General features: G+C 63.8%; 18 protein-coding genes. 15 read left to right on the top strand and 3 right to left on the bottom strand.

Annotated features, from left to right (window positions below; all coding sequences use genetic code 11):
* The 12 genes from bchB to hemA are packed head-to-tail and all read left to right on the top strand — an operon-like array spanning position 1 to position 14,002.
* Positions 1 to 1,602: a ferredoxin:protochlorophyllide reductase (ATP-dependent) subunit B gene (gene bchB, locus HXX15_RS01865; RefSeq protein WP_296512045.1), complete on the top strand. Its 1,602-nt coding sequence runs from the start codon at positions 1 to 3 to the stop codon at positions 1,600 to 1,602.
* Positions 1,577 to 5,326 carry a magnesium chelatase subunit H gene (locus HXX15_RS01860; RefSeq protein ID WP_296512043.1) on the top strand — a complete coding sequence of 1,250 codons (3,750 nt, stop codon included), beginning with the start codon at positions 1,577 to 1,579 and terminating at the stop codon, positions 5,324 to 5,326. The genes bchB and HXX15_RS01860 overlap by 26 nt, the downstream gene beginning before the upstream one ends.
* A complete protein-coding gene (bchL, locus tag HXX15_RS01855) occupies positions 5,323 to 6,261 on the top strand; it encodes a ferredoxin:protochlorophyllide reductase (ATP-dependent) iron-sulfur ATP-binding protein (RefSeq protein WP_296512042.1) in 939 nt (312 codons plus the stop codon). The genes HXX15_RS01860 and bchL overlap by 4 nt, the downstream gene beginning before the upstream one ends.
* Entirely contained in the window at positions 6,261 to 6,962 is a 702-nt protein-coding gene (gene bchM, locus HXX15_RS01850; protein WP_296512040.1) for a magnesium protoporphyrin IX methyltransferase, read from the top strand. The genes bchL and bchM overlap by 1 nt, the downstream gene beginning before the upstream one ends.
* A complete protein-coding gene (locus HXX15_RS01845) occupies positions 6,959 to 8,392 on the top strand; it encodes a BCD family MFS transporter (protein WP_296512038.1) in 1,434 nt (477 codons plus the stop codon). The genes bchM and HXX15_RS01845 overlap by 4 nt, the downstream gene beginning before the upstream one ends.
* Before the next feature lie 22 nt (positions 8,393 to 8,414).
* Positions 8,415 to 9,179, top strand: a complete 765-nt coding sequence (gene puhA / locus HXX15_RS01840; RefSeq protein ID WP_296512035.1) for a photosynthetic reaction center subunit H — start codon at positions 8,415 to 8,417, stop codon at positions 9,177 to 9,179.
* Entirely contained in the window at positions 9,176 to 9,835 is a 660-nt protein-coding gene (gene puhB, locus HXX15_RS01835) for a photosynthetic complex putative assembly protein PuhB (RefSeq protein WP_296512033.1), read from the top strand. Before puhA ends, puhB begins: the two co-directional genes overlap by 4 nt.
* Before the next feature lie 14 nt (positions 9,836 to 9,849).
* A complete protein-coding gene (puhC, locus tag HXX15_RS01830) occupies positions 9,850 to 10,308 on the top strand; it encodes a photosynthetic complex assembly protein PuhC (protein ID WP_296512030.1) in 459 nt (152 codons plus the stop codon).
* A 2-nt stretch (positions 10,309 to 10,310) separates the two neighbouring features.
* On the top strand, positions 10,311 to 10,610 hold the full coding sequence (locus HXX15_RS01825) for a hypothetical protein (RefSeq protein ID WP_296514767.1): 300 nt from the start codon (positions 10,311 to 10,313) through the stop codon (positions 10,608 to 10,610).
* Positions 10,607 to 11,707 carry a magnesium-protoporphyrin IX monomethyl ester (oxidative) cyclase gene (gene acsF / locus HXX15_RS01820; protein WP_296512029.1) on the top strand — a complete coding sequence of 367 codons (1,101 nt, stop codon included), beginning with the start codon at positions 10,607 to 10,609 and terminating at the stop codon, positions 11,705 to 11,707. Before HXX15_RS01825 ends, acsF begins: the two co-directional genes overlap by 4 nt.
* A gap of 13 nt (positions 11,708 to 11,720) precedes the next feature.
* Positions 11,721 to 12,794, top strand: a complete 1,074-nt coding sequence (gene puhE, locus HXX15_RS01815; RefSeq protein ID WP_296512027.1) for a putative photosynthetic complex assembly protein PuhE — start codon at positions 11,721 to 11,723, stop codon at positions 12,792 to 12,794.
* Complete coding sequence (gene hemA, locus HXX15_RS01810) at positions 12,791 to 14,002, top strand: 5-aminolevulinate synthase (protein WP_296512025.1); 1,212 nt, start codon at positions 12,791 to 12,793, stop codon at positions 14,000 to 14,002. Before puhE ends, hemA begins: the two co-directional genes overlap by 4 nt.
* A 53-nt stretch (positions 14,003 to 14,055) precedes the next feature.
* On the opposite strand, the gene HXX15_RS01805 is transcribed toward hemA, so the two are convergent.
* Positions 14,056 to 15,024, bottom strand: coding sequence for a LysR family transcriptional regulator (locus HXX15_RS01805; RefSeq protein WP_296512023.1), 969 nt, complete (start codon positions 15,022 to 15,024; stop codon positions 14,056 to 14,058).
* 341 nt (positions 15,025 to 15,365) lie between these two features.
* On the opposite strand from HXX15_RS01805, the gene HXX15_RS01800 reads away from it, so the two are divergent.
* The 3 genes from HXX15_RS01800 to cbbX all read left to right on the top strand — a co-directional run bounded on the left by HXX15_RS01800 (position 15,366) and on the right by cbbX (position 18,346).
* Positions 15,366 to 16,823 carry a form I ribulose bisphosphate carboxylase large subunit gene (locus tag HXX15_RS01800; protein WP_296514764.1) on the top strand — a complete coding sequence of 486 codons (1,458 nt, stop codon included), beginning with the start codon at positions 15,366 to 15,368 and terminating at the stop codon, positions 16,821 to 16,823.
* 168 nt (positions 16,824 to 16,991) lie between these two features.
* Entirely contained in the window at positions 16,992 to 17,417 is a 426-nt protein-coding gene (locus HXX15_RS01795; RefSeq protein ID WP_296512022.1) for a ribulose bisphosphate carboxylase small subunit, read from the top strand.
* A 59-nt stretch (positions 17,418 to 17,476) separates the two neighbouring features.
* Positions 17,477 to 18,346 carry a CbbX protein gene (cbbX, locus tag HXX15_RS01790; protein WP_296514762.1) on the top strand — a complete coding sequence of 290 codons (870 nt, stop codon included), beginning with the start codon at positions 17,477 to 17,479 and terminating at the stop codon, positions 18,344 to 18,346.
* A 65-nt stretch (positions 18,347 to 18,411) separates the two neighbouring features.
* On the opposite strand, the gene HXX15_RS01785 is transcribed toward cbbX, so the two are convergent.
* Together HXX15_RS01785 and HXX15_RS01780 are read right to left on the bottom strand one after the other, a co-directional pair.
* Positions 18,412 to 19,194 carry an alpha/beta hydrolase gene (locus HXX15_RS01785; RefSeq protein WP_296512020.1) on the bottom strand — a complete coding sequence of 261 codons (783 nt, stop codon included), beginning with the start codon at positions 19,192 to 19,194 and terminating at the stop codon, positions 18,412 to 18,414.
* A gap of 3 nt (positions 19,195 to 19,197) precedes the next feature.
* The gene (locus HXX15_RS01780; protein ID WP_296512019.1) at positions 19,198 to 20,493 is read right to left on the bottom strand and encodes an O-acetylhomoserine aminocarboxypropyltransferase; all 1,296 of its coding nucleotides are present in this window, start codon (positions 20,491 to 20,493) and stop codon (positions 19,198 to 19,200) included.
* Positions 20,494 to 20,523 lie beyond the last annotated feature (30 nt).

Below are 20,523 nucleotides of genomic sequence, written 5' to 3'. Positions count from 1 at the left end.
ATGCAGCTCACCGTCTGGACATATGAAGGACCACCCCATGTCGGCGCGATGCGCATCGCCACCGGCATGGAAGGTCTGCACTATGTGCTGCACGCGCCGCAGGGCGACACCTATGCCGATCTGCTGTTCACGATGATTGAGCGCCGCGACAAGCGGCCGCCGGTGACCTACACGACTTTTGCCGCGCGCGATCTCGGTGGCGACACCGCCGAACTGTTCAAGTCGGCGGCGAAGAATGCTTATGAGCGGTTCAAGCCACAGGCGATGATCGTTGGCGCGTCCTGCACCGGTTCGCTGATCCAGGACGATCCGGGTGGGCTGGCGCGCGCGCTCAAGCTGCCGATCCCGGTGGTGACGATCGATCTGCCGGCCTATCAGCGCAAAGAGAACTGGGGCGCCGCAGAGACCTTCTATCAGCTGGTGCGCGCACTCGCGAGCCCATCCGCGCCTGCGCCCGGCACCGCGCGCCCGGAACGCGCGCCCGGCGTGCGGCCGCGCTGCAATCTGCTCGGTCCCACCGCGCTCGGCTTCCGCCACCGCGACGACATCATCGAAATCACCGGGCTGCTCGGCAAGCTCGGCATTGATGTCAACGTCACCGCGCCGATGGGTGCCACTCCGGCGGACCTCGCGCGGCTAGGCGACGCGGATTTCAACGTCGTGCTGTATCCGGAAATCGCCGGGCAGGCGGCGTCATGGCTGCACCGGATCTTCCACCAGCCGTTCACCAAGACAATTCCGATCGGCGTCTCCGCGACCAAGGAATTCATTGTCGAAGTGGCGGCGCTCGCCGGCGTCGATCCGGCACCGGTGCTGAAGGCGGCGGCGACCCGGCTGCCGTGGTACTCGCATTCGGTCGACTCGACCTACCTCACCAACAAGCGGGTGTTCATCTTCGGCGACGCCACTCATGCGGTAGCCGCGGCGCGGATCGCGTCGGAAGAGCTCGGCTTCAAGGTCGTCGGACTCGGCACCTACAGCCGCGAATTCGCGCGCGATATTCGCGAGGCCGCCAAGCTGTACGACGTCGAGCCGTTGATCACCGACGATTATCTCGAGGTCGAGGCCAAGGTCGCGGAGCTGCATCCGGAGCTGGTGCTAGGCACCCAGATGGAGCGCCACATCGCCAAGCGGCTGGGCGTGCCTTGCGCGGTGATTTCCGCGCCGGTGCATGTGCAGGATTTCCCGGCGCGCTATGCGCCGCAGATGGGCTTCGAAGGCGCCAATGTGATCTTCGATACCTGGGTCCATCCCTTGATGATGGGGCTCGAGGAACATCTGCTGGCGATGTTCAAGGACGATTTCGAGTTCAAGGACGGCGCCATGCCGTCGCATCTCGGTACCGGCCATGCCGCGCCGGTTGCGGAGCGACCAGCCGAGATCGACGCCCCGGCGGCGGAGGCAGTTTTGGTTTCGGCCACCACAGAGACCACGACGACGGCAGCGGTTTGGGCCGCCGATGCCGAGAAGGAGCTACACAAGATCCCGTTCTTTGTTCGCGGAAAGGCCCGTCGGAATACCGAGCGATTCGCCAACGAAAATGGCGTCGCCACCATAACAGTCGAGACTTTGTACGATGCCAAAGCGCATTTCGCCCGCTGACCAGACACCCGTTCGTGTCGTCATTGTCACCATGGACAGCCACCTGTCCGGGGCCGCCGCGCGCGCGCGGAATCTGCTGCGCCGGGACTATCCGGGAATCGAACTGACGGTGCATTCCGCCGACGAGTGGGGTACCGACGGTGGTGCGCTGGAGCGTTGTCACGCCGATATCGCGAGCGGCGACATCGTCATCGCCACCATGCTGTTCCTCGACGATCACGTCCGCGCGGTGATGCCGCAGCTGGAAGCCCGCCGCAAGCAGTGCGATGCGATGGTCTGCTGCATGTCCGCGGCCGAGGTGGTGAAGCTGACCCATGTCGGCAAGTTCGACATGAGCGCCGAGACGCTCGGCGCAATCAACTGGCTGAAAAAGCTGCGTGGCAAGAAGACATCCGGCCCGGCCGGCAAGGGCGAGATGAAGATGCTGCGGCAATTGCCGAAGCTGCTGCGCTTCATTCCCGGCACCGCGCAGGACATGCGCGCCTATTTCCTGACCCTGCAATACTGGCTCGGCGGCTCCGAGCAGAACATCGCCAACATGGTTCGCCTGCTGGTGGATCGCTATGCCGATGGCCCGCGCAAGGGCCTGCGCGGCATCGCCAAGGCCGAGCCGCCGGTCGAATACGCCGACATCGGCGTCTATCACCCGCGTATGAAAGGCATGATCGGCGATTCCGTCGACAAGCTGCCGAACGTCGCGGATCAGCGCGGTACCGTCGGCGTGTTGCTGCTGCGGTCGTATCTGCTGGCCGGCAATGCCGGCCACTATGACGGCATGATCGCGGAGTTCGAGAAGAAGGGATTGCGCGTCATTCCGGCTTTCGCCAGCGGTCTCGATCAGCGCCCGGCGATCGAAAAATTCTTCATGAAGGACGGCCGCTCGATCGTCGATACGGTGGTCTCGCTGACCGGTTTCTCGCTAGTCGGCGGACCAGCCTACAACGATTCGAAGGCGGCCGAGGATATCCTGGCCAAGCTCGACGTGCCGTATCTCTCCGCGCATCCGGTCGAATTCCAGACCCTCGAACAATGGGGCGCGTCCGATCGCGGATTGATGCCGGTGGAGAGCACCATCATGGTGGCGATCCCCGAGCTCGACGGCTGCTCCGGGCCGATGGTCTACGGCGGCCGGTCCGACGGCGGTAGCGTGTCCTGTCCCGGCTGCGATCGCTCCTGCCAGTTCACCCGTTCCGAGACCGGCGGCGACATGTATGTGTGCAGCGAGCGCGCCGAAATGCTCGCGGCGCGGACTGCGCGCCTGGTGGCGATGCGGCGCAGCGCGCGCAAGGATCGCAAGGTCGCGATCGTGCTGTTCAACTTCCCGCCGAATGCCGGAAACACCGGCACCGCGGCATTTCTCTCGGTGTTCGAGTCGCTTCACCGCACCCTCGGCGCGATGCAGCGCGAAGGCTACGAGGTCGAGGTGCCGGCCACCGCAGATGAATTGCGCGAGCGCATCATCACCGGCAACGCGGCCCGGTTCGGCGCCGCCGCCAACGTCCATGCGCGAGTGTCCGCTGGCGACCACGTCAAGAACGAGCGCTATCTCAAGGAAATCGAAGCGCAGTGGGGACCGGCGCCCGGCAAGCATCAGAGCGACGGCAGCTCGATCTTCGTGCTCGGCGAACGCTTCGGCAACGTCTTCGTCGGCGTGCAACCCGCGTTCGGCTACGAAGGCGACCCGATGCGGCTATTGTTCGAAAAGGGGTTCGCACCGACCCACGCGTTCTCGGCGTTCTACCGCTGGCTCAAGGAAGATTTTGACGCCAACGCCGTGCTGCATTTCGGCACCCATGGCGCGCTGGAATTCATGCCCGGCAAGCAGACCGGATTATCGCAGCAGTGCTGGCCCGATCGGATGATCGGCGACCTGCCCAACCTGTATCTCTACGCGTCGAACAACCCGTCGGAAGGCGCGATCGCCAAGCGGCGCTCGGCCGCGACGCTGATCAGCTACCTGACCCCGCCGGTGGCGCATGCCGGGCTGTATCGCGGCCTGGTCGAGCTGAAGGCATCGATCGAGCGCTGGCGCGGCCTGCCGCCCGAGGACACCTCCGAGCGCGCGGATCTGGCGGTCTTGATTCAGGCCCAGGCCAGCGCACTCGATCTGGCGAAGGCCGAACCGGCCTGGACCGAGGACGAAACCGGCGCAACCATTCTCAAGCTGGCGGATTCCGTGCTGGAAATGGAATACGCGCTGATTCCGCACGGCCTGCATGTCGTCGGCGAAAACCCCACGGTCGAGCAGCGGGTGGAAATGCTGCAATCGGTCGCTGATGCCTCGCACGGCATTCGCCCAGAGCAGTCTGTGCTGGAAAGCATCGTGCGCGGCGAGAAGTCCGACAGACTGATCGCGGCGCTCGGCGCGGCGGACCATGAGGCCAATGTTGCGATCTTTGATGAGCTCGCAGCCACGGACAAATTGCTGGCGGTCGATCACGAGATCCCGGCGCTGATCAACGCACTCGACGGCAAGTTCATCCGTCCGGCGCCAGGCGGCGATCTGCTGCGCACCCCGGCCATCCTGCCGACCGGCCGCAATCTGCACGGCTTCGATCCATTCCGGATTCCGAGCGCCTTCGCGGTGCAGGACGGCGCGCAGCAGGCGCAGCGACTGATCGACAAGCACGTCGCCGACGGCAACACGCTGCCGGAGTCGATCGCGATCGTGCTGTGGGGCACCGACAATCTGAAGAACGAAGGCGCGCCGATCGCGCAGGCATTGGCCCTGCTCGGCGCCAGGCCGCGGTTCGACAGCTACGGCCGGCTGACCGGCGCTGAGCTGATCCCGCTGGAGCAGCTCAAGCGTCCCCGGATCGACGTCATCATCACCATGTCCGGCATCTTCCGCGACCTGCTGCCGTTGCAGATCAAGCTGCTGGCCGAAGCCTGCTTCCTCGCCGCCTCGGCCGACGAGCCGGTGGAGATGAATTTCGTCCGCAAGCACGCGCTCGCCTATCAGGTTGCGCACAACTGCGACATGGAGACCGCGTCGCTGCGGGTGTTCGGTAATGCCGACGGCGCCTACGGCTCCAACGTCAACCATCTGGTCGAGAACAGCCGCTGGGAAGACGAGGACGAACTGGCCGAGACCTATACCCGCCGCAAGAGTTTTGCGTACGGCCTCAAGGGCCAGCCGGTGCAGCAGACCGAGTTGCTGAAGAGCGCGCTCGCCGACGTCGATCTGGCCTATCAGAATCTCGATTCGGTCGAACTCGGCGTCACCACCGTCGATCATTACTTCGATACGCTGGGCGGCATCAGCCGTGCGGTGCGTCGCGCCAAGGGCGGCACCACCGCGCCGGTCTATATCGGCGACCAGACCCGCGGCGCCGGCACCGTCCGCACGCTGTCGGAACAGGTCGCGCTCGAAACCCGGACCCGGATGCTGAATCCGAAGTGGTACGAAGGCATGCTCAAGCATGGCTACGAAGGCGTGCGCCAGATCGAGGAACACGTCACCAACACCATGGGCTGGTCGGCCACTACCGGAGAAGTGGCGCCGTGGGTGTATCGCCAGCTCACCGAAACCTTCGTGCTCGACCCCGAAATGCGCGCCCGCCTGGCGGCGCTCAATCCGGTGGCGTCGGCGAAGGTCGCCAACCGCCTGATCGAGGCGCACGAACGAAACTACTGGTCACCCGACCCTGAAATGCTCGAGGTCCTGCGCAAGGCAGGCGAAGAGCTCGAGGATCGCCTTGAAGGCGTAGGAGTTGCCGCATGAACATTCTGACCGATCCCTCCAAGCTGAAGACCACCGGCTGCGCCGACACCAATGCGTCGAAATGCGCCGAGGGCGACGGTGAGGGCAGCGTCCAGGTCCAGCTTGATCCCAACGTCAAAATCGGCACCGCCAAGGTGATCTCGATCTACGGCAAGGGCGGCATCGGCAAGAGCACGACGTCGTCGAACCTGTCGGTGGCGTTTTCCAAGCTCGGCAAGCGCGTCCTGCAAATCGGGTGCGATCCCAAGCACGACTCCACCTTCACGCTGACCAAGCGGCTGGTGCCGACCGTGATCGATGTCTTGGAATCGGTGAACTTCCACTCCGAGGAACTACGCCCCGAAGACTTCGTGTTCGAGGGCTACAATGGCGTGATGTGCCTGGAGGCGGGCGGCCCGCCGGCGGGAACCGGCTGCGGCGGCTATGTCGTCGGCCAGACCGTCAAGCTGCTCAAGGAGCACCATTTGCTCGAAGACGCCGATGTGGTGATCTTCGACGTGCTGGGCGACGTGGTGTGCGGCGGTTTCGCAGCACCGCTGCAGCATTCGGAGCAGGCGATGATCGTCGCCGCCAATGATTTCGACTCGATCTTCGCGGCCAACCGCATCGCCGCGGCGATCGCCGCCAAATCCAAGAATTACGGCGTGCGGCTCGGCGGCATTATCGCCAACCGCTCCAAGGATACCGACCAGATCGACAAATTCTGCTCGCAAACCGGGATCCAGCGGGTCGCCCATCTCCCCGACCTCGACGTCATCCGCAAGAGCCGCCTGAAAAAGATGACGCTTTTTGAGATGGATCACACCGATGAAATCCTGGCTGTGCAACAAGAGTACCTTCGGCTCGCCGCCGAGTTGCTGGAGGGCAAGGAACCCCCGGCTCTGGGCAAGCCGCTGAAGGATCGCGATATCTTCGACCTGTTGGGGTTCGATTGATGGCAGTGGGTAGTTATATCGAGCGGCGTGGGGAGCTTGAGACCTATTTCGACCGTACCGCGGCCGACAATTGGGCGAAGCTGACATCCGACGCGCCGGTCAGCGGAATCCGCGCCACGGTGCGTGCCGGCCGCGACGAGATGCGCAATACGCTGCTGTCGTGGCTGCCGACGGATATGACCGGCATGCGGTTGCTCGATGCCGGTTGCGGCACCGGCGCGCTATCGATCGAGGCAGCGCGGCGCGGCGCCGATGTCGTCGCCATCGATCTGTCGCCGACGCTGGTCGCGGTGGCGCGCGAGCGACTGCCGGCCGACATCGATCCGTCGAAGATCCATTTCACCTCCGGCGACATGCTGGATCCGGCGCTGGGTGAGTTCGATTTCGTCGTGGCGATGGATTCGCTGATTCACTATCTGCCGCAGGACATCTGCCGGATTATGGCGGGTCTCGCGGCGCGCACCCGACGATCGCTGGCGGTAACCTTCGCGCCAAAGACCCCGGCGCTAGCGCTGATGCATTTCGTCGGCGGCTTCTTTCCGCGCGGTGATCGCGCGCCGGCGATCGAACCGGTCGGCGAACAGAAGTTGCGGCAGCTGCTGACATCGGATCCGGCGCTGCAGCAATGGCAGGTCGGGCGTACCCACCGAGTGTCGAGTGGCTTCTATACCTCACAGGCGCTGGAGATGATTCCGCGATGAGCCAGTGGGCAGCGACATTCGCAAGAGGCTGGATGCGGTTGGGGAGCCGCTTCCTGCCGTTTGCCGACGCGGCGACGAAAGAGCTTCCGCTCGGGCGTCTGCTGCGGCTGTCGCTGTTCCAGGTTTCGGTCGGCATTTCCATCGTTCTGCTGAACGGCACGCTGAACCGGGTGATGATCGTCGAGCTCGGCGTCTCGACGCTGCTGGTTTCGCTGATGGTGTCGTTGCCGCTGGTGTTCGCGCCGTTCCGCGTGCTGATCGGATTCAAGTCCGACAATCATCGCTCCGTGCTGGGCTGGCGCCGGGTGCCCTACATCTGGCTCGGCACCCTGCTGCAATTCGGCGGCTTCGCAATCATGCCGTTCGCGCTGTTGCTGTTGTCAGGCACTGGCGAATCGCCGGCGCTGTACGGCAAGTTCGGCGCCGCACTGGCGTTCCTTCTGGTCGGGGCTGGGCTGCATACGACGCAGACCGCGGGTCTTGCGCTGGCGACTGATATCGCGCCGGAAGAGTCGCGGCCCCGTGTGGTCGCATTCCTCTACGTCATGCTGCTGGTGGGGATGACCGGAAGCGCGCTGATCTTCAGCGAGTTGCTGCGCGAGTTCAGCGAGATGCGGCTCATTCAGGTGATCCAGGGCGTCGCGGTCACGCAGATGCTTCTCAACATTGCCGCGCTCTGGAAGCAGGAAGCCCGTAATCCGGCGCTGACTTCGGCCAAGCGCGTGCAGGCGCAATTCAATCAGTCATGGGCGAAATTCCGCGCCGCCGGCGGCTCGGTTCGGGTTCTGGTCGCGGTCGCGCTGGGTACCGCCGGCTTCTCGATGCAGGACATTCTGCTCGAGCCGTATGGCGCCGAAATCTTGAAATTGACGGTGGGGCAGACCACGGCGCTGACGGCATTCTTCGCGCTGGGAACGCTGGCCGGATTCGGCCTCGCGGCAAGGTCGCTCGGACGCAACGGCGATCCGTATCGCGTTGCCGGGTTCGGCGTGCTGGCCGGTATCTTCGCCTTTGCCGCAGTGATTATCGCCGCGCCTGCGCAGTCTGTGCTGCTGTTCAGAATCGGCACGGCACTGATCGGTTTCGGTGGCGGGCTGTTCGCCGCCGGGACGTTGACCGCGGCGATGGCGATCGCCAGCAAGGGCGAAAGCGGACTCGCGCTCGGAACGTGGGGCGCCGTACAGGCGACCGCGGCGGGCGGCGGAATACTACTCGGTGGCGGCATTCGGGACGCGGTGTCGTCATTGGCTTCCAGTGGAATGCTCGGACGTGTCCTTGCAGATCCGTCCACCGGATACAGCGTCGTCTACAACATCGAAATCGCGTTGCTGTTCGCAACGCTGGTTGCGGTCGGCCCACTCGTGCGCACAGCACAGACGAGCTTTTCGCAATCTTCATCCAAATTCGGCCTAGCCGAATTTCCAGGTTAACAACGAGGAAGGGGTCGGTCCCATGCAAGCCGGAGCCTATATGGACGTCGCACAGGTCACACTGTACGCATTTTGGATTTTCTTTGCGGCCTTGATTTTCTATCTCCGCCGCGAAGACAAGCGCGAGGGATATCCGCTGATTTCGGATACCGGCGGTGGCCGCCTCACCCAGCTGGGCATTCCGAATCCGCCGGATCCGAAGACCTATCTGCTGCGCGGCGGTCACACGGCCACCGTTCCCAGCAAGGACAACGATCGTCGCGACGTCGCGTTGGCCCCGACCGCTCCGTGGCCTGGTGCGCCATTCGTGCCGACCGGCAATCCGTTCGCTGATGGCGTCGGACCGGGGTCCTACGCCGCCCGTGAAGATGTTCCCGAACTCACGCTGGAGAACGTTCCGGCGATCGTGCCGCTGCGTGCCGCCAAGAGCTTCACGCTCGATCCGCGCGATCCGAATCCGATCGGCCTCAAAGTGGTCGGTTGCGACGGTGTCGTCGGCGGTGTCGTGACTGATGCCTGGGTCGATCGCGCCGAGGTACTGCTTCGTTACTTGGAGGTCGAGGTCACCTCGGCGAAGGGCAAGCGGAAGGTCCTGCTTCCGGTGCCGTTCGCGTTGATCGGACGGGGCATTATCCGCGTCGACGCCATTCTCGGTAGCCAGTTCGCCGATGCACCGGGCGTGGCCAAGGCCGATCAGGTCACCAAGCTCGAGGAAGACAAGATCGTCGCCTACTACGGCGCCGGTACGCTTTACGCCACGCCGGACCGTCAGGAGCCGATCGTATGACGCAGGCCCCCAGCCAGTTTCGTGAGCTTCCCTCGCCGTTGCCGGAAGGAGAACGCGTGATCTGGCAGGGGAAGCCGACCTACAAAGGATTGGCGCTCCGATCCTTTCACATCAGGGAGGTCCTGATCTATCTGGTCCTCCTGGTGTCGTGGAAAAGCTGGTCAGGCTGGTCTTCGGGCCAGCTGATCGGCGAAGCGGTGGCGTCGGCGCTGCCGCTTGCCATCCTGACGCTGGGCGGCATTTCATTGCTTGCCGTCCTCGCCTGGCTGTTCCGGCGTGCCACCTGCTACACCATCACCAGCAAGCGCATTCTCCTGCAGACTGGCGTTGCGCTGCCGCTGACGATGAACATCCCGCTCGGCAAGATCGCCAACGCGGCCTTGCGGACCAATCGCGATGGTTCAGGCGACATTCCTCTGCAGCTCGCCGATACCCCGCGCGTCTCCTACGTGTTGCTCTGGCCCCACATCCGCCCGTGGCGGATGCGGGCACCAGAGCCGATGCTGACTTCGGTGCCCGACGTTGCCAACGTTGCCGCCAAACTCGCTGAAGCCCTGAAGGGGCAGCACGACTTATCAGAAATATCTCTGGTCAGACTGGCTAACAGCGGACCGGCCTCTGGCCCGCTGTCATCGTCAACAACGGTTGCAGCCTGAAAACGGAGATCGAAATGGAGCACGCTGAACACGATATCAAAGTTCCGAAGGGCGCGCTGTTGGCCGCCGGCGCGTTGGTGCTGTTCGCACTGACGGCAACGGCGACGTCGCGGCTAACCGGTGTGGGCTCCGTTCATATGACCCTCCCGGCGATGGTTGAAAGCCGCAGTCTTCAGTTCGAAGACAGCGCCGACGGATCGGTGCTGGTCTACGATGCGAGCGATCGTAAGTTGCTCCACTCGCTGGCGCCGGGTGAATCGGGCTTCGTCCGGGTGGTGCTGCGCGGCCTTGCGCGCGAACGCAAGCTGGCCGCCATCGGCAGCGAGCCGCCGTTTCGTCTCGCCCGCTTCGAAAACGGGCAGCTGACGCTGACCGACACGTCCAACAACAAGCAGATCGATCTGAATGCCTTCGGGTCCAGCAACCTGGCGGCCTTTGCTCGGCTCATGAAAAATCAGGACAGCTCGCAATGAGCATGATCCGATTAGGGAAACGCACCAGCTTCGATGTGCCCTGCACGGTGGAAATCGAGCAGACGTCGGAAACCCTGCACGCGCACGTGATTCTCGACGGCGACGTCGAGATTGGCCCCGGCGACGAGGTCACTGTGCACGACGCGCCGACCCACGTCGAATTCGGCGAACGTCTCGTCGTGAGGCGTACGGCGACCGTGGTGCGCGCCGGTCTGTTCGACCGGATCCGCGCGCGGCTGGAAGGATATCTCGAACTGACCGAACTATACGAAGTCAGCTTTTCAAATGGGAGGGTAAGATGATTCCGATGGAGGGTGGTGCCCAAGGCAGCCTGCAGAAGAGTTCACGGCCCGAAATCAAGGGTAGTCGCGAGAGCCTCGATATCGCACGCGAGGACACCATTCTCACGCCGCGGTTCTACACCACCGACTACGCGGCCATGGATCGCCTTGACGTCAGCCTGGTGCGTTCCGAGTGGAACGCAATGATCAAGGAATTGCGCGCCGATTACAACAAGGCGCATTTCAAGAAGCAGGACGAATTCAACTACGATCTCGAGCAGCTGCCGCCGGAACTGCGCAAGGAGTTCAAAGACTTTCTGGTGAGCTCGCTGACCGCGGAGTTCTCCGGTTGCGTGCTGTATTCGGAAATCAAGAAGCGGATCAAGAACAAGGAAATTCAGGAACTGTTCGGCTATCTCAGCCGCGACGAGGCTAGGCATGCCGGCTTCATCAACGAGATTCTGAAGGATCACGGCATCGGTGTCGACCTCGGATTCCTCACCAAGGTGAAGAAGTACACTTATTTCCGGCCGAAATTCATCTTCTATGCGACCTATCTGTCGGAAAAGATCGGTTACGCCCGCTACATCACCATCTTCCGGCAGATGGAGCGTCATCCGGAACGCCAGTTCCATCCGATTTTCAAATGGTTCGAGAGCTGGTGCAACGACGAGTTCCGCCACGGCGAGGCCTTCGCGCTGCTGATGCGCGCCGATCCGTCGCTGCTGCGCGGCGTCAACAAGCTATGGATCCGGTTCTTCCTGCTGGCGGTGTTTGCCACGATGTATGTGCGCGATCACATGCGCCCGGCGTTCCACGAGGCGCTCGGGATGGATCCGACCGACTACGACATGCAGGTGTTCCGGATCACCACCGAAATCTCCAAGCAGGTGTTCCCGGTCACCATCAATCTCGACGATCCGCGGTTCGTCGCCGGGCTTGAGCGGCTCCGGGTGGTTTCGGACAAGATCGCTGACAGCCGTTCGCAGGGGCTGCTCGGCAAGATCAGGCGGCCGCTGCTGGCGGCGCAGGCCGCGCTGGCGTTCGCACGCCTGTTCCTGCTGCCTGCGAAGCGCAACGAACTGCCCCGCGTCATCGGCCTGCGGCCGGCGTGGTGAGGGGAGTAACTTCATGGCCTCATACCTAGGCCCACCATTCTACGCGGCGTTCGTCTGGTGGTTCAGCACCGGGGCCGTGCTGTTGCTGGTCGGCAGTGTCGGCCGCTCCGGAATGCTGCGGCTGGTATGCGCCGGCGGGATGCTTACGGTGGCGCTGTGCGGCCTGTCCGTGACGGCGAACGACACCAGTGTGGGTGCGGCCTATATGGCCTTCAGCTGCATCATCTTCCTGTGGGGCGCGCAGGAGATCGCGTTCCTGTCCGGCTGGCTGACCGGTCCGCGCGCCGAGCCGTGCCCGCCGGAAGCCAAAGGCATTCAGCGCCTGAGCTTCGCGTTGCAGGCGATCATCTATCACGAAGTGTGCCTGTTGACCTGCGGCGCTGTGGTCGCCGCGCTGACCCTCAACGCGGACAACCAGGTCGGCCTGTGGACCTATGTGGCGCTCTGGGTGCTGCGGCAGAGCGCGAAGATCAATCTGTTTCTCGGCGTGCCGGTGACCAACGATGAATTGATGCCGGACGCCGTGCAGTTTCTGAAGACGTATTTCGCACGCAAACCGGTGAGCGCGTTCTTTCCGCTCTCGGTCACGCTGGCGACCGCTGTGCTCGTTGTGATGGTACAGCGGATCGTCGAAGTTGCCGCGACCCCATTCGAGGTCGTCGGTCTCACGCTGGTCTCGACGCTGTTTGCGCTCGGCGTTGTCGAGCATTGGTTCATGCTGCTCCCGCTACCGGCGATGACGCTGTGGAGCTGGGGTATTCGCGCAGGTTTTCCGCCGGAGAACATCACCATGGAAACGAATCCATCCACCGTCGCAGCCACGACTGAACTTGGCGCGGCCAAGCAAGTTTTCGAGTCGCCCTCCACGAGTCCCGAGGCGCGGGCCGCGGCACCGCAGCTCGTCGTAGTGCCGAGCGTCCGCAAGGAAGAGGCACCGCCGAAGGCGCGCAGCGTCTGTGCCCGGCAGCGGCTCGAAGACCAGTTCAGGCAGACCTTTCTGGAGCAGCATCCGAGGGGCGAATTGGCTCCGGCGCGGATCGGAATCGGCGGAGAGCCGGCAGCAACCGTCAACGGGAGGACATCATGAACTACGAAGCGTATTTCCGTCGTCAGATTGAGGGCCTCCATCGCGAGGGACGTTATCGGGTGTTTGCCGATCTTGAGCGTCACGCCGGATCGTTCCCGAAAGCCACGCATCACGGCCGGGATGGCAAGGCCGAAGTCACGGTGTGGTGTTCGAACGATTATCTCGGCATGGGCCAGCACCCGGCGGTGCTGAAGGCGATGCACGAGGCGCTCGACTCCTGCGGCGCCGGCGCTGGCGGCACCCGCAACATCGCAGGCACCAATCACTATCACGTGCTGCTTGAACAGGAATTGGCGGCGCTGCACGGCAAGGAGGCGGCGCTGCTGTTCAACTCGGGCTACATGTCCAACATGGCATCGCTCAGCACGCTCGCCTCGCGGATGCCCGGCTGCGTGATCCTGTCCGATGAGCTCAATCACGCCTCGATGATCGAGGGAATCCGGCACAGCCGAAGCGAAACCCGGATCTTTGCCCACAACGACGTCCGCGATCTCGAGCGCAAGCTCGCCGATCTCGACCCGAGTGTGCCGAAGCTGGTGGCGTTCGAGTCGGTGTATTCGATGGATGGCGATATCGCGCCGATCGCAGAAATTTGCGACGTCGCCGATGCCGCCCACGCGATGACCTATCTCGACGAAGTGCACGGCGTCGGCCTATACGGTCCGAACGGCGGCGGCGTCGCCGATCGCGAAGGCCTCAGCCATCGCCTCACCATCATCGAAGGCACGCTGGCCAAGGCGTTTGGCGTGGTCGGCGGCTATATCGCCGGCTCGGCTGCGGTGTGCGACTTTGTCCGCAGCTTCGCCTCCGGCTTCATCTTCAGCACGTCGATTCCGCCGGCGGTCGCCGCTGGCGCGCTGGCCAGCATCCAGCATCTGCGGTCGAGTTCGGTCGAGCGCGAGCGCCACCAGGATCGCGTGGCGCGGCTACGCGCGCGGCTCGACCAGGCCGGGGTGGCGCATCTTCCCAATCCCAGCCACATCGTTCCGGTGATGGTCGGCGACGCCGTGCTGTGCAAGCAGATCAGCGACGAGTTGATCGACCGCTTCGGCATCTACGTGCAACCGATCAATTATCCGACGGTTCCGCGCGGCACCGAGCGGCTGCGGATCACGCCGTCGCCGCATCACAGCGATGCCGACATCGAGCATCTGGTGCAGGCGCTCAGCGAGATCTGGGCCAAGCTCGGCCTCGCCAAGGCGGCGTAAGCAAGCACTCAGGCGGGATAGCTTTCGCGCCTTCCCTGACGGCCAATTGGCCGTCAGGTGCGCTTGGCGCGGATCGACGGCCGGGTCAGGCGGATCCGCCCATGGGTCCTGGGCAGAAACTGCGATCCCTGGGCGCTGAGAAAATCCAGCATCGCGCGCGCCGGCGGCAGCAGCACCTTGTCCTTGCGGCTGACCACGAACCATTGCCGCACGATCGGCAGGCCGACGACGTCAAGGACCACCATTCTTCTCTCGTCGAGATCGGTCGCCACCGTATGCGCGGAGATGAAGGCGATGCCGAGTCCCGCGATCACCGCCTGCTTGATGGTTTCATTGCTGGCCATTTCCATGCCGATGGTGGGCCGGATTCCGGCCGAGCCGAACAACTGCTCCATCAGGCTGCGTGTGCCCGAGCCCGGCTCGCGGGTCAGGAAGGTTTCGTCGGCGAGGTCGGCTAGGGCGATGTTCTGCTTGTGCGCCAGCCGGTGCACGGTCGGCGCGATGATGACGTGCGGATGGTCGCCGATTAGGTGAACGTCCACGTCGATGTCGACCGGCGGGCGACCCATAATCGCGATGTCGAGCTCGTAGCCGCGCAACGCGCTGCCGATCTCCTGACGGTTGCCGATCGAGAGCTTGACGTCGATCTTCGGATGCAGCTTCAGGAATCCGGAGATCGCGAACGGTACGAAGTATTTTGCGGTGCTCACCGCGCCGATCGACACTCGTCCCGCGGTCTTGCCCGCGATCATGTCCAGCGATGTCTCGCAAGCGGCGATCGCCGCCTCGATCCGTTCGCACAGCGCAAGTACTTCAGTGCCGGCCTCGGTCAGCAACATTCCGTCGCTCGTGCGCTGGATCAGCGGCAGCCCGGCGAGCGCCTGCAGATTGCGCAATTGCAGCGTCACCGCCGGCTGGGTGAGGTGCAGCTTGTTGGCGGCGGCGGTGATGCTGCCGTTAGAGGCCAGCGCCGCCAACGCCCGCAACTGCCGGATCGAAACCGTACGGAATTGCTTGGCCATAGACGAAACTTTGAGAAAACCGAATTGAACCAAGCTTCTGTTATCCGATGCGTGCGGTCAACATATCCGAACGATCGTCTCCCGGCGGTTCGCCCTGCAATCCGCGTGGCAGCTGCGGTCCCGCCCAGATCCCGAACGCAGCATAGCCAGGTCGGGCCATCCGCGACCGTTCGGAGCATTATAAATTAAACTATTGCTGTATCGAAGATAAAGAAATTTCTCTTATTTGCGAGGCGCTGTCAATGTCCGCGCGAACCACCGCCCGGCTGTCGCTGGCGCGGAAAGATCACGATCAGCCGGCCGGCCGAGCAGCCAGCCGCGGCAACAGCGAGGAGAGCGCCATGAACGAGTCGGTCACGATACGCGGCAAGGATCGCTACAAGTCCGGCGTGATGGAATACAAGAAGATGGGCTATTGGGAGCCCGACTACGTTCCGAAGGACACCGACATCATCGCGCTGTTCCGGGTCACGCCGCAGGACGGCGTCGATCCGATCGAAGCCTCGGCGGCCGTCGCCGGCGAATCCTCGACCGCGACCTGGACCGTGGTGTGGACCGACCGCCTGACCGCGGCGGAGAAGTATCGCGCCAAATGTTATCGCGTCGATCCGGTGCCGAATTCGCCTGGGCAATACTTCGCATATATCGCTTATGATCTCGATCTGTTCGAGAACGGCTCGATCGCCAATTTGTCGGCCTCGATCATCGGCAACGTGTTCGGCTTCAAGCCGCTGAAGGCGCTGCGGTTGGAAGACATGCGGCTGCCGGTCGCCTATGTGAAGACGTTCCAGGGTCCGGCGACCGGCATCGTGGTCGAGCGCGAGCGGATGGACAAGTTCGGCCGTCCGTTGCTCGGCGCCACCGTGAAGCCGAAGCTCGGCCTGTCCGGCCGCAACTACGGCCGCGTCGTCTACGAGGCGCTGAAGGGCGGTCTCGATTTCACCAAGGACGACGAGAACATCAACTCGCAGCCGTTCATGCATTGGCGCGAGCGCTTTCTGTACTGCATGGAAGCCGTCAACAAGGCGCAGGCGGCGTCCGGCGAGGTCAAGGGCACCTATCTCAATGTCACCGCCGGCACCATGGAGGAGATGTACGAGCGCGCCGACTTCGCCAAGCAGCTCGGCTCGGTGATCGTCATGATCGATCTTGTGATCGGCTACACCGCGATCCAGTCGATGGCGAAATGGGCGCGCCGCAACGACATGATCCTGCATCTGCACCGCGCGGGTCACTCGACCTATACGCGGCAGCGCAACCACGGCGTCTCGTTCCGCGTGATCGCCAAATGGATGCGGCTCGCCGGCGTTGATCACATCCATGCCGGCACCGTGGTCGGCAAGCTCGAGGGCGACCCGGCCACCACCAAGGGCTACTACGACATCTGCCGCGAAGATTTCAATCCGATGCAGCTCGAGCACGGCATCTTCTTCGAGCAGAACTGGGCCAGCCTCAACAAGCTGATGCCGGTGGCCTCCGGCGGCATCCACGCCGGCCAGATGCACCAATTGCTCGATCACCTCGGCGAGGACGTGGTGCTGCAGTTCGGCGGCGGCACCATCGGCCATCCGATGGGCATCGAAGCCGGCGCCACCGCCAACCGGGTGGCGCTGGAAGCGATGATTTTGGCCCGCAACGAGGGCCGCGACTATCTGCACGAGGGGCCGGAAATCCTCGCCAAGGCAGCGATGACCTGCACCCCCTTGAAGGCTGCGCTGGAGACCTGGAAGAACGTCACCTTCAACTACGAATCCACCGACATGCCCGACTATGCGCCCACCCCCAGCGTCTCGATGTAACAGCCAGCGTCGAGAAGCCAGCAACGTCATCAGGCACTCGAGTGGTCATTGCGAGGAGCGAAGCCACGAAGCAATCCAGTCACTCCGTGTTCTGCGCTCTGGATTGCGTCGCCACGCTCGCAATGACGAACTCAAACCGTTGATTTCCAGACACCAAGGAGCCATTCAATGCGAGTCACCCAAGGTTGCTTTTCGTTCCTGCCCGATCTCACCGACGAGCAGATCTCCAAACAGGTGCAGTATGCGCTCGGCAAGGGCTGGGCGGTGAATCTGGAATTCACCGACGATCCGCATCCCCGCAACACCTTCTGGGAAATGTGGGGTCTGCCGATGTTCGACCTGCGCGACGCCGCCGGCGTGCTGATGGAACTGAACGAATGCCGCAAGGTCTATGGCGATCGCTACATCCGGCTGTCGGCGTTCGACTCCAGCCATGGCTGGGAGTCGGTGCGGCTGTCGTTCATCGTCAACCGGCCGAAGGTCGAGCCCGGCTTCCGGCTCGAACGCCAGGAGACCGACGGCCGCAACCTCCGCTACACCACCAAGTCCTACGCGGTCGATCGCCCCGAGGGTAGCCGTTACGGTGGCGCGTGAGCGGCGAGCCGACCAGCGCGGTCGCGGCGGGGAGCGCGGAGGCGGCCTCCGCCGAGCGGATCGATCTGCGCCAGGAGTTCGAGGCGGTCGGCATCGGCGAGGTGCTGGATCAGCTCGACCGCGAGCTGATCGGTCTGCGTCCGGTGAAAACGAGGATTCGCGAGATCGCCTCGCTGCTGCTGATCGAGCGGCTGCGCAAGCGGATGAATCTGGCGCATGAGGTGCCGACGCTGCACATGTCGTTCACCGGCAATCCCGGCACCGGCAAGACCACGGTGGCGCTGCGGATGGCCGACATTCTGTATCGGCTCGGTTTCGTCCGCCGCGGCCATGTGGTGTCGGTGACCCGCGACGAGTTGGTCGGGCAATATATCGGCCACACCGCGCCGAAGACCAAGGAAGTGCTGAAGAAGGCGATGGGCGGCGTGCTGTTCATCGACGAGGCTTACTACCTCTATCGCCCCGACAATGAACGCGACTACGGCCAGGAGGCGATCGAGATCCTATTGCAGGTGATGGAGAACCAACGCGATGATCTGGTGGTGATTCTGGCCGGCTATGGCGACCGGATGGAGAAATTCTTCGCCAGCAATCCGGGCTTTCGCTCGCGGATCGCGCACCACATCGATTTTCCGGACTATTCGGACAGCGAATTGTTGCAGATCGCCGAATTGATGCTGACCGAGCAGAACTACAAGTTCGATGCCGAGGCACGAGCGGCGTTCGAGCGCTATATCGCGATGCGCAAGACCCAGCCGCTATTCGCCAACGCGCGGTCGATCCGCAATGCGCTCGACCGCATCCGGCTACGTCAGGCCAACCGGCTGGTCGCGGATCTCGATCGGGTGCTGACCGCGGACGACATTATGACGCTGGAGGCTTCCGACGTACTCGCCAGTCGGGTGTTCAGCAACGGGAAGAGTGCGTAGCTCTTCCCAAGTATGCACCACGAGCGCGCTGCCGGTGCGGCCGTGCCAATGCCTAAGATAGGCAATCACCCCTGCAATGCCTTCAGCACCTCGTCGGGCCGCTCGATCATCATGGTGTGGCCGGCGCCGCGCAGCACTACGGTGCGTGAATCTTTCACCGCCGCTGCAAGCGCCTTGCCGTTGCGGATCGGGGTCATCATGTCGCGCTCGCCGAGAATGAAGGTCGCCGGGACAGCGACCTCTGCGGCTGCGACCAGCGCGTTCTGATAGGCGTTGCAGGCAGCCAGGTCCGCGTAGATCACGCCGGGCTTGTTGTGTTCCAGCACCCGCACCGAGCCGCCATGCATCCACAGGCCCGGCGCGAGATTGCCGCCGATTTCGGCGTCGGGGCCGAGCCCCCAGATCGTCATCATCGCCACCGCGGCGGGATCGTTGGCCTCTGCGGCTTTCAGCAGATCGGGGCCGACCGTCATCGTGCTGGTGGTGCCGATCAGCCCGAGCGACGAAACTCTTGAGGGATGTCGCGCCGCGGTTTCCAGCGCGATCAGCGAGCCCATCGAATGGCCGATCAGCTTGGCCTTCGCCGCGCCGGCGGCGTCGAGCAGCGCCGCGATCCAGTCCGCCATGTCGGCGATGGTCGTCAGCGGCGCGCCGGCGGAGCGGCCATGGCCGGGCAGGTCCGGCGCCAGCACCCCATAGCCATGATGCGCGAACCAGCGGCTGTGCAGCGCCCACACCGAATGATCGAAACCGGCGCCGTGAATGAAGACGACGGTCGGCAGCGCCGCGTCGAACGGCTTGCCGCCGGTGGCTACGAAAATCTCAACGCCATTGACCGAGAGCTGCATGGCCTACACCTTCTGCGAGGCGCGCAGCGCCTGGCCGAGATCGTCGAGAATATCCTGCGCGGACTCGATCCCGACCGATAGCCGCACCAGTTCCTCGCCGATTCCGGAGGCGGCCAGTTGCGCCGCGTCCATCTGCTGATGTGTGGTCGAGGCCGGATGGATCACCAGCGTCTTGGCGTCGCCGACATTGGCCAGATGGCTGGTCAGCCGCAGCGCCACGATGAATTTCTTGCCCGCGGCGCGGCCGCCCTTGATGCCGAACGAAACGATCGAGCCGGCGCCACGCGGCAACAGCCGCTTTGCCAGCTCGTGGTCCGGGTGGCTCTCCAGCGACGGATGCAGCACCCAATCGACCGCCTTGTTGGCGGTGAGGAATTGCAGGACAGCGGCGGTGTTGGCGATGTGGCGGTCCATCCGCACGCCGAGCGTCTCGACGCCCTGCAGCAGCTGGAACGCATTGGTCGGCGACAGGCACGCGCCGAAATCGCGCAAGCCCTCCATCCGGGCACGGATGATGAAGGCCGGCGGCCCGAACTGTTCGTCGAAGACGATATCGTGATAGCCCGCATAGGGCTCGGTCAGGGTCGGAAACTTACCCGACGCGCGCCAGTCGAACCGGCCGCCGTCGACGATCACGCCGCCGATCGCGATGCCATGGCCGCCGATCCATTTGGTGGCGGAGTTCATCACGATGTCGGCGCCGAGCTCGATCGGCCGGCTGAGATAGGGCGTCGCAAAGGTGTTGTCGATCAGCAGCGGAATGTTTGCGGCGTGGGCGATCTCGGCAACCTTGGGAATATCCAGCACTTCGAGGCCCGGATTGCCGATGGTCTCGCCGATCACCAGCCGCGTGTTCGGTTTGATCGCGGCGCGGAATGCGTCGTGGTCGCGCGGCTTCACGAATGTGGTGGTGATGCCGAACCGCGGCAACGTGTGCGTGAGCAGATTGATGGTGCCGCCATAGAGCGAGGCGGAGGCAACGATATGATTGCCGGCGTTGAGCAGCGTGGCGATCGCCAGATGCAGCGCCGCCATGCCGCTGGCGGTGCAGACCGCGCCGACGCCGCCTTCCAGCGCGGCCAGCCGTTCTTCCAGCACCGCGGTGGTCGGATTCGAGATCCGCGTATAGAGATGCCCGGCGCGCTCCATGTTGAACAAGGCGGCGGCGTGGTCGGTGTCCTGGAACACGTAGGACGTGGTCTGATAGATCGGCACCGCGCGCGATCCGGTCAGCGGATCGGGGTGCTGCCCGGCATGCAGGCTCAGGGTCTCGAAACCGGGCGGTTTGGGTGCGGCCATGGGTGTCTCGATGCGGAAGAAGTGGCGGAA

The organism is Rhodopseudomonas sp., from assembly GCF_013377015.1.
GTDB lineage: Bacteria > Pseudomonadota > Alphaproteobacteria > Rhizobiales > Xanthobacteraceae > JARJEH01.
The sequence above is the reverse complement of the archived record's forward strand: the minus strand, read 5'-3'. Positions and strand labels throughout refer to the sequence as shown.

What these genes read in the sequence shown, in the direction of transcription:
- bchB (WP_296512045.1), top strand. Translation starts at nt 1, where the DNA reads ATGCAGCTCACCGTCTGGACATATGAAGGACCACCCCATGTCGGCGCG.
- HXX15_RS01860 (WP_296512043.1), top strand. Translation starts at nt 1,577, where the DNA reads ATGCCAAAGCGCATTTCGCCCGCTGACCAGACACCCGTTCGTGTCGTC.
- bchL (WP_296512042.1), top strand. Translation starts at nt 5,323, where the DNA reads ATGAACATTCTGACCGATCCCTCCAAGCTGAAGACCACCGGCTGCGCC.
- bchM (WP_296512040.1), top strand. Translation starts at nt 6,261, where the DNA reads ATGGCAGTGGGTAGTTATATCGAGCGGCGTGGGGAGCTTGAGACCTAT.
- HXX15_RS01845 (WP_296512038.1), top strand. Translation starts at nt 6,959, where the DNA reads ATGAGCCAGTGGGCAGCGACATTCGCAAGAGGCTGGATGCGGTTGGGG.
- puhA (WP_296512035.1), top strand. Translation starts at nt 8,415, where the DNA reads ATGCAAGCCGGAGCCTATATGGACGTCGCACAGGTCACACTGTACGCA.
- puhB (WP_296512033.1), top strand. Translation starts at nt 9,176, where the DNA reads ATGACGCAGGCCCCCAGCCAGTTTCGTGAGCTTCCCTCGCCGTTGCCG.
- puhC (WP_296512030.1), top strand. Translation starts at nt 9,850, where the DNA reads ATGGAGCACGCTGAACACGATATCAAAGTTCCGAAGGGCGCGCTGTTG.
- HXX15_RS01825 (WP_296514767.1), top strand. Translation starts at nt 10,311, where the DNA reads ATGATCCGATTAGGGAAACGCACCAGCTTCGATGTGCCCTGCACGGTG.
- acsF (WP_296512029.1), top strand. Translation starts at nt 10,607, where the DNA reads ATGATTCCGATGGAGGGTGGTGCCCAAGGCAGCCTGCAGAAGAGTTCA.
- puhE (WP_296512027.1), top strand. Translation starts at nt 11,721, where the DNA reads ATGGCCTCATACCTAGGCCCACCATTCTACGCGGCGTTCGTCTGGTGG.
- hemA (WP_296512025.1), top strand. Translation starts at nt 12,791, where the DNA reads ATGAACTACGAAGCGTATTTCCGTCGTCAGATTGAGGGCCTCCATCGC.
- HXX15_RS01805 (WP_296512023.1), bottom strand. Translation starts at nt 15,024, where the DNA reads ATGGCCAAGCAATTCCGTACGGTTTCGATCCGGCAGTTGCGGGCGTTG.
- HXX15_RS01800 (WP_296514764.1), top strand. Translation starts at nt 15,366, where the DNA reads ATGAACGAGTCGGTCACGATACGCGGCAAGGATCGCTACAAGTCCGGC.
- HXX15_RS01795 (WP_296512022.1), top strand. Translation starts at nt 16,992, where the DNA reads ATGCGAGTCACCCAAGGTTGCTTTTCGTTCCTGCCCGATCTCACCGAC.
- HXX15_RS01785 (WP_296512020.1), bottom strand. Translation starts at nt 19,194, where the DNA reads ATGCAGCTCTCGGTCAATGGCGTTGAGATTTTCGTAGCCACCGGCGGC.
- HXX15_RS01780 (WP_296512019.1), bottom strand. Translation starts at nt 20,493, where the DNA reads ATGGCCGCACCCAAACCGCCCGGTTTCGAGACCCTGAGCCTGCATGCC.